This is a genomic window from Streptomyces sp. P5F9, from assembly GCF_057961495.1.
Map to the genome: position 1 here is coordinate 23,309 of NZ_JBXVPZ010000065.1, position 7,675 is coordinate 30,983.

Consider the following 7,675-nt stretch of genomic DNA (forward strand, 5'->3'; position numbering starts at 1 on the left):
TTCTTCCGTCCTCCGGCTTGCTCGGGCACTGCTGCTTGCTCGGGTACCGCGACTCGCTCTCGGATACCGCTACTTGTTCAGGGCGCGCTTCAGCTTGCGCGCCACCCGGTAGGCCAGCCCGGGCTTGGGCTTGGCGGCCACCGGCTTCGGCGCCGGCTTCGGCTCGGCGGGCTTCGCGGCCTTCGGCGCCGCCTCCACCCGGATACCCCCGGCGTCACCGGCCAGCCGCACCGGCAGCGCCAGGAAACGCTGCCCGGTCGCGGCCGGGGTCAGGCACACCGACGCGTTCCACGCCGCGTCCTTCAGATCCGCGGCCGGCACCTCGGCGGCCAGCCGCGCGCCGGAGGACTCGGGGGAGACCACACCGGGCACGTCCAGCGTCGTACCGGACGACTTGTGGGTCAGCCGCAGCAGTACGTCGGTGGTGGCGGGGACGTAGAAGGGGAGCAGGACGCCGACGCGGGCGCCGGTGACCGTGAAGTCCTCGGGCTTGAGGTCGGCGAGGCCGAGGCGCTTGCTGGCCTTGTCGACGTCCAGCGAGAAGTTGCCGTGCGGCTCCGTGTAGTACGGGAGCAGCACCTGGCCGGCGACGACACCGGCGTGCCCGGCGTTCTCGCCGTGCTGCGGGACCGGGCCGAGGCGGCACTCCTTGTTCCAGGAGCCGATGACGACGCGGACGTAGGTGTCCCAGAGGCCGCCGCCGAGCGGGGAGCCGCCGCCCGCGGTCGCGGGGTCGACGGTGGCCGTGGCGTGCAGCACCAGGCGGACGCCGTCGCCGTCGGCGACCGTCTCGTGCGAGATCTGCACGGGCTGGAAGTGCGAGGCGGCGCTGGTGCGTTCGCGGACGACGAGGTCGGCCGTCGCCTTCTTGAAGTTGGCGGTGGCGTCGGCCGTCAGCATGGCCGTCGCCTCGGCCAGGGTCTTCGGCTCCGGGTGCTTGGGAGCGGGGGCGCCCTTCGCCTCGAAGACCGCCGGCTTGCCGTCGATGACGAACTCGGCCTGGTAGTGGACCAGCAGCTTGCCGTCCCGCCACTCGATCTCGCCCGGGACCGCGGTCGGCTTGAGGGAGGCCTCCCACTCGGCGAGCTCGACGAGGTCGTCGTAGCGGTCGGCGGCGGCGAGGGCCGCGACGACGCGCAGCCGCGGGCCGAGACCGGCCGCGACACCGGGGCCGAAGCGCTCGGTCATGACACCGCGGATCTCCTTGAGGAGTTCACGGCGGTACTCGTCGGGGGCCTTCAGCAGCCGGCCGCCGCCGAGGCGCTCCATCATCTCCACGCGCAGCCAGCGGCGGAAGATCTTGTCGCGGGCCGCACCGGGCTCGGTGTACTTCTCGACGACGTCGAGGGCCTCGCGCAGGTTCTTGAAGTAGCCGACGGGGTCGAAGCGTTGGAAGCCGGCGTTCGAGGCGTCCTCGCGCTTGATGTGGTAGTAGCAGACGTAGTCGCTGAGCACGGCGACGTTGTCCGCGGCGAGGTAGGCCTCCGTCACGAAGACGTGGTCCTCCAGGCGGCGACGCCCCTCGGGGAACCGCAGGTTGATGCGGTCGAGGAACGCGCGGCGGAGCATCTTGTGCGGGGTGAGGCTGTCCATCAGCGGCGCGGTCGCGACCGACGCGTGCGGATAGTTCTTGCGGAACAGCTCCACGGGTACGGCGCGGCCCTTGCCGGCCATCTTGCCGACGATCACGTCGGCGCCGTTGGCCACGCCGTACTCGTACATCCGCTCCAGGGCCTCGTCGCCGAGGTAGTCGTCGTTGTCGACGAACATGACGAACTCGCCCTTGGAGGCGGCGATCCCGACGTTGCGGGGCTTGCCCGACCAGCCGGACGCCTCCTGGTGGATCACGTGCATGTGGGGGTGCTCGGCGGCGATCTCGTCGAGCCGCGCGGGCGTGCCGTCCGTCGAGCCGTCGTCGACGAAGATCGCCTCGTACTCATCGTTGGGCAGCGACTGCCTGAGGAGAGAGGAGATGCAATCCTCGATATAAGGCCCCGGGTTGTACACAGGGACGACGACACTGACCTTGACCGACATCCGGCTTCTAGCCCCCTTGTTTGCGCCGCCCGTCCCCTGTTGTGGAACGGCGCGGTGGGCTGATGCTAACCCGGTCTGTCGCGATGCCGCCCATTGGGCTGGTGTTGGGCAACGGTTAACCCGACGCGGACGGAAGTCACCTCACGTCGTGGGTCTTGGCCAGAAGTTCCAGGATTTCGGCGGACGTGCCCGTTTCGCCCAGACGCGGGAAGATCCGCTCGACGCTGTGGGCGTGCGAGACGGCGTCCAGGTCGCTCATCGCATCCGTGGCCAGGGTCACGTGATAGCCGTGCTCGTGGGCGGCGCGGGCGGTGGACTCCACGCCGATGCTGGTGGCGATGCCGGTCAGCACGATCTGTGTGATCCCGCGGCGGCGCAGCTGTACGTCGAGATCGGTGCCGTGGAAGGCGCCCCAGTTCCGCTTGACGACGTGGATGTCGCCGGGGTGCCCGGCCAGCTCGTCGACGATGACGTCCCAGCCCTCCGGGCGGCTCGCGCCGCCGGGCCGCTGCTGCTCGTTGCGGCCGGGGACCGCGTCCGCGCCGTCGGCGGCGAAGGTGACGCGGACCAGGACCACGGGAAGGCCGGCGGCCCGGAAGGCGTCGGCGAGTTCGACGGTACGGGCGACGACCTCGGGCCCGCTGTACGGCTGGGTCGGGGCGCCGACGATGCCGCCCTGGAGGTCGATCGCGACGAGCGCGGTACGCGGGTCGAGGGTGGTGAGTGCCATGGGAGAGGCCTTTCAGGAGGTACGGAGGCTCAGACGGTCTGGGGGGTGAGGGTGCGCAGGGAACGGTCGGGCAGGGTGATCGCCAGGAGCAGCGCGGACCCGATCGCCATGAAGAGGGCCAGGTCGTGCAGTCCCGGGGTGTCGGCGCGGTGCGGGAAGAAGGCCGCGGTGGCCGCGGAGGCGGCGAGTGCGCCGAGGTACATGAAGGTGCGCAGCAGCCCGGCGGCGGACGCGATGCGCGCGGGCTCGGCCTGCCGGTACAGGGCGTTCTGCCCGGCCAGACCGAGCAGGCCCTGCGGTATGCCGAGCACGGCACCGACGGCGAGCAGCGCCCAGACCGGACTGTCGGAATCGATGAGGAACAACCCCGCGCAGCCGACGGTCTGGATGGCGCTGCCGACGAGCAGCTTGACGCGGATCGCCTCACGGCGCCCGGTGAGGGTGGAGACGCCGAGAGCGGTGGCCGACAGGGGCAGCAGGATGAGCCCGGCGGCGGAGGCGCGCAGGCCGCGCCCCTCCTCCAGCCACTGCGTGTAGCCGTAGAGGAAGGCGTACGAGGTGGTGTAGCCGAGGAACTGGCGGACGTACGTCGTCACCAGGGGGAGGTTTCCGCCGAGGACGCGCAGGTCGACGAAGGGTTCCGGGACGCGGAGTTCGCGTTGCGCGAAGGCGACGGCCGCGGCGGCGCTGAGGACCGGGAGGTACCACTCGGAGAGCCTGGGGGCGGTCAGGAACATCATCAGCGAGACCAGCATGAGCGCGAACAGGAGCATGCCGGGCGGGTCGACATCGCGCCGGGTGCCGGCCGTGTCCTTGTCCGTCTTCGGGAGTCGCAGCGCGCCGAGGACGAGACAGGCGATGGACAGCGGCACGTTGACGGTGAAGATGGCGCGCCAGCCGCCGACGCCGATGAGGAAACCGCCGAGCGTGGGCCCGATCACCGCCACCGTCTGGGCGGAGACGGCGAGCGCGGTGAGGACACCGGCCGGGCTGTCCTCGCCGGTGCGTTCGGCCTCGCTGCGGGTCAGCTGCATCGCGGCCGGATACGCGGCCGAGGTGCCGAACCCGAGCAGGACACGGGCGGCGATCAGGACGCCGAGCGACGGCGCGAGGGCGCCCATGAGTCCGGCGATGCCGACCAGGGCCGTACCGATGAGGTAGAGACGGCGCGGCCCGTACATGTCGACGAGCCGCCCGATGACCGGCTGGCCCACGGCCGTGGCGAGATAGAGCGCCGAGACCAGCCATACGGTCTCCGAGGGCGGTGCCCCGAAGGCGATGCCGATGGGCACGAGGGCCACGGCGATCATCGAGGAGTTGACCGGGTTCAGTACGGAGCCGAGGACCATCGGCGCGATGAGGCGCCGGTCGAAGCCGGCCGGTGCGGGACGCGTGGTCCGTGCTGCCCGGGTGAGCTTCGGTATCACTGCTCCGACAGCCGTTCCATCAACGCCAGCGCGTCGAGAATCGTGCGGCGCTCCCGCTCGGTGTACCGGTCCTCGAAGGCGCGCGCGAGCCACTCCCCGCGGACCTGCCGGTTGCCCTCGATCCGCTCGCGGCCGGCCTCGGTGAGGGTGACGAGCTGTCTACGGCCGTCCTCGGGGTCGGGGCTGCGCCGGATGAGCCCGTGCTGGTCGAGGGCGGCGAGGGTGGCGGCCATCGACTGCGGCCTGACCCCCTCGGCGGACGCGAGGGCGCTGGCGGTGGCCGCGCCGTGCTTGCCGACCAGGGTGAGCGCCGACTCCTGCGACGGGGTGAGGTCCTCGTCCGTCGCGACCTCGCGGATTCTGCGCCGCAGCCGGCTGAGCACCACGCGCAGATCGCGCGCGGAACGGGCCGCGGAGTCGGAGATGCCCGCGGGTGTCTCGGTGAGCCGGTGATCCATGTACCCCACCGTAAAACCGGCAGAGCAAACTGTCCAGTCACAACTGAACAGTCTTGGCTGTAGATCCTTTCGGAAGCGGCAACGGGAAGCCGCGACAGCGCCACACCCCTAGGCTGAGACCGTGCGCCTGCTCCTGATGTCCGACACCCACCTCCCCAAGCGTGCCAAGGAACTCCCCGCGCAACTCCTCGCCGAACTCCCGCGCGCCGACGTCGTGTTCCACGCCGGCGACTGGGTCGACACGGCCACCCTCGACCTGCTGGAGAGCCGCAGCCGCCGGCTCGTCGGCGTGTACGGCAACAACGACGGCCCCGAGCTGCGCGCCCGGCTCCCGGAGACGGCCTACGCCGAGCTGGGCGGCCTGCGCTTCGGCGCCATCCACGAGACGGGCCCCGCCCAGGGCCGCGAGGTGCGCTGCGCGGCCCGATTCCCCGACGTGGACGTGCTCGTCTTCGGGCACAGCCACATTCCTTGGAATACGACGGCCGCGGGCGGGCTGCGCCTGCTGAACCCGGGGTCGCCGACCGACCGCCGCCGCCAGCCGTACCGCACGTACATGACGGTGACGGTGGACGACGGCACGCTGACGGATCTCGTGCTGCACCGGTTGCCGCCGAGAAGCTGACCGGGATCACGAGCGCCTCCCGGGGTACGCGAGAGAGCATGGCCGATACACGCGAAACCGGGGCACGGCGGCCGGCCCGCCGGGACGCCGCGCCCCGCACCGTCCTGCTCGTCATGTGCGCCGGCTACTTCCTGGTGCTGCTCGACGTCACCGTCGTCAACGTGGCGCTGCCGCGCATCGGTTCGGGCCTGCACACCGACATCGGCGGCCTCCAGTGGGTCGTCGACGGCTACGCCCTGGCGCTCGCCGCGCTCATGCTCACCAGCGGCACGGCCGGAGACCGGTACGGCCACCGACGCGTCGTGCTGGCCGGACTCGCCGTCTTCGGCGTCGGTTCCCTCGCCTGCGGGCTGGCCCCGGACGTGGCCGTACTGGTCGCCGCCCGCGTGGTGCAGGGCGTGGGTGCCGCGCTGCTGCTGCCGGGGACGCTGGCCATCATCAGCCGCGCGTATCCCGACGACGCGGCACGCGCGCGTGCCATCGGTGTCTGGGCCGGCGTCGGAAGCCTGGCCCTGCCCGCGGGCCCGCTGCTCGGAGGCGCGCTCACCGACTGGCTCGGCTGGCGGGCGATCTTCCTGATCAACGTGCCCGTGGTGCTCTTCGCGCTGGTCCGGTCCGCGGCCGTCGTGGAGGAGAGCAGGGAGGCGGGAGCCCGACGGCTCGATCCGCCGGGACTCCTGCTCGGCGGTCTTCTGCTCCTCGCGACGACGTACGCCTTCATCGAGGGCGGCCGTACGGGAGCCGGTTCCCCGTACGTCATCACCGCGGCGACCGTCGCCGTCCTGGCCCTCGCCGCGCTCACGGTGGCCGAACTCCGGCGCGGGGACGAGGCGATGCTCCCGCCGGCACTGCTGCGCAGGCCCGCCTTCGACGCGGCGAACGCGACCGCCGGGATCATGAACCTCGGCACGCTGGGCACCCTGTTCGTACTGATGCTGTTCATGCAGTCGGTACAGCACCGCTCGGCGCTGGTAGCGGGATTGGTTGTCCTCCCCCTGTTCGCGCCGCTCGCGGTGATGGCCCCGTTCGGCGGCCGGATCACCAGCCGGATCGGCTCACGTGTACCGGCCGCGGCGGGCCTGCTGCTCGCCGCGGTGGGCCTCGCCCTCCTGGCCCGTGCCCAGCCGGACTCCGGACTCCCGGTCCTCCTCCCCGCGCTCCTCCTGTGGGGCATCGGCTGCGGTCTGCTCACCCCTGCCGTGGTCGCCGCGGCCATCGCCACCGTCCCCGCCGACCGCGCCGGACTGGCCTCCGCCGTCAACAACACCGCCCGCCAGACCGGCGGCGCGATCGGCATCGCGGTGGCGGGCGCGATCGCCGGACCACCGCAGGACGAGGGTCGATTCCTGCGCGGGTTCCATACGGTCGCGGTCGGTTCGGCGGGGCTCTACGGCGTGGCCGCGGTGGTCGCGGTCGTGTTGTTGCCGGGGGTGTGGCGGCCGTTGCGGAGCTGAGTACGGGGCGACTTGCCGGAGCCGAACTGGCGCGGTCACTAAGGCTGTTGGGGACGCGAGTGCCCGTGCCCGGCGAGCGGACCCCTCACCTCACCGCACCAGCCGATGAATCGCCCCCGCCGCGCCCGTCAACGGCACCCCCGTCCCGCCCCACCGCAGCGCGACGATCTCGGCCGCCACGGACACGGCCACCTCCTCGGGTGTACGCGCGCCGAGGTCGAGGCCGACCGGTGAGCGCAGGCGGGCCAACTCGCCCTCGTTCAGGCCGGATTCGAGCAGTCGTCGCATGCGGTCGTCATGCGTACGGCGGCTGCCCATCGCCCCGATGTACGCGGCCGGCCGGCGCAACGCCTCCTCCAGCAGCGGTACGTCGAACTTCGGGTCGTGGGTGAGGACGCAGATCACCGTGCGGTCGTCGGTGTCCGTGCCGTGCAGATAGCGGTGCGGCCAGTCCACGACCACCTCCACGCCCACCGGGAACCGCTCCGGCGTGGCGAACACCGGGCGGGCGTCGCACACGGTGACCCGGTAGCCGAGGAAGTCACCGATCCGGGCCACCGCCGCCGCGTAGTCGATCGCACCGAAGACCAGCATCCGGGGCGGCGGCGCGAACGAGTGCAGAAACACGGTGACGGAGTCCTCACGGCGCTCACCGCGAGGGCCGTAGTGCCGCAACCCGGTTGCGCCGAGGGCGAGTTCACCGCGGGCGTCTGCTGTGACGGCCACGTCCAGGCCGGTCGAACCGAGCGTGCCAGAGGTGCCGGGGCTGCCGACAACACCAGCGCGGCCCCCGACCCCCTCCGGCCAAACGGCAAGCGTGGCCCCCCGCACCGCCGGACCGTCGACCACCGTCGCCACCGTCACCGGCTCACCCGCGGCGACCGACCGCGCCACCACCCCGAACGCCGGATCGATATCGGGAGTGACAGGCCGTACCAGCACGG

At 72.0% G+C, this 7,675-nt stretch carries 7 protein-coding genes; 2 read left to right on the forward strand and 5 right to left on the reverse strand.

Annotated elements, in window-relative coordinates:
* Window positions 1-69: 69 nt before the first annotated feature.
* The 4 genes from AC31A1_RS13975 to AC31A1_RS13990 all read right to left on the reverse strand — a co-directional run bounded on the left by AC31A1_RS13975 (window position 70) and on the right by AC31A1_RS13990 (window position 4,652).
* Window positions 70-2,037 carry a glycosyltransferase family 2 protein gene (locus AC31A1_RS13975; protein ID WP_489653604.1) on the reverse strand — a complete coding sequence of 656 codons (1,968 nt, stop codon included), beginning with the start codon at window positions 2,035-2,037 and terminating at the stop codon, window positions 70-72.
* 136 nt (window positions 2,038-2,173) lie between these two features.
* Window positions 2,174-2,767 (reverse strand): hydrolase, encoded by a 594-nt coding sequence (locus AC31A1_RS13980; RefSeq protein ID WP_489653605.1) that lies wholly within the window; start codon window positions 2,765-2,767, stop codon window positions 2,174-2,176.
* A 29-nt stretch (window positions 2,768-2,796) separates the two neighbouring features.
* Complete coding sequence (locus AC31A1_RS13985) at window positions 2,797-4,194, reverse strand: MFS transporter (RefSeq protein WP_489653606.1); 1,398 nt, start codon at window positions 4,192-4,194, stop codon at window positions 2,797-2,799.
* Entirely contained in the window at window positions 4,191-4,652 is a 462-nt protein-coding gene (locus tag AC31A1_RS13990) for a MarR family transcriptional regulator (RefSeq protein WP_489653607.1), read from the reverse strand. The genes AC31A1_RS13985 and AC31A1_RS13990 overlap by 4 nt, the downstream gene beginning before the upstream one ends.
* A gap of 121 nt (window positions 4,653-4,773) precedes the next feature.
* Between AC31A1_RS13990 and AC31A1_RS13995 the strand changes: the two genes are divergently transcribed.
* On the forward strand, window positions 4,774-5,277 hold the full coding sequence (locus tag AC31A1_RS13995; RefSeq protein WP_489653608.1) for a metallophosphoesterase family protein: 504 nt from the start codon (window positions 4,774-4,776) through the stop codon (window positions 5,275-5,277).
* Window positions 5,278-5,315: 38 nt separating this feature from the next.
* The gene (locus tag AC31A1_RS14000; protein WP_489653609.1) at window positions 5,316-6,731 is read left to right on the forward strand and encodes an MFS transporter; all 1,416 of its coding nucleotides are present in this window, start codon (window positions 5,316-5,318) and stop codon (window positions 6,729-6,731) included.
* Window positions 6,732-6,821: 90 nt separating this feature from the next.
* On the opposite strand, the gene AC31A1_RS14005 is transcribed toward AC31A1_RS14000, so the two are convergent.
* Window positions 6,822-7,675: XdhC family protein (locus AC31A1_RS14005; protein ID WP_489653610.1), on the reverse strand; the 854-nt coding region annotated here is incomplete at its 5' end.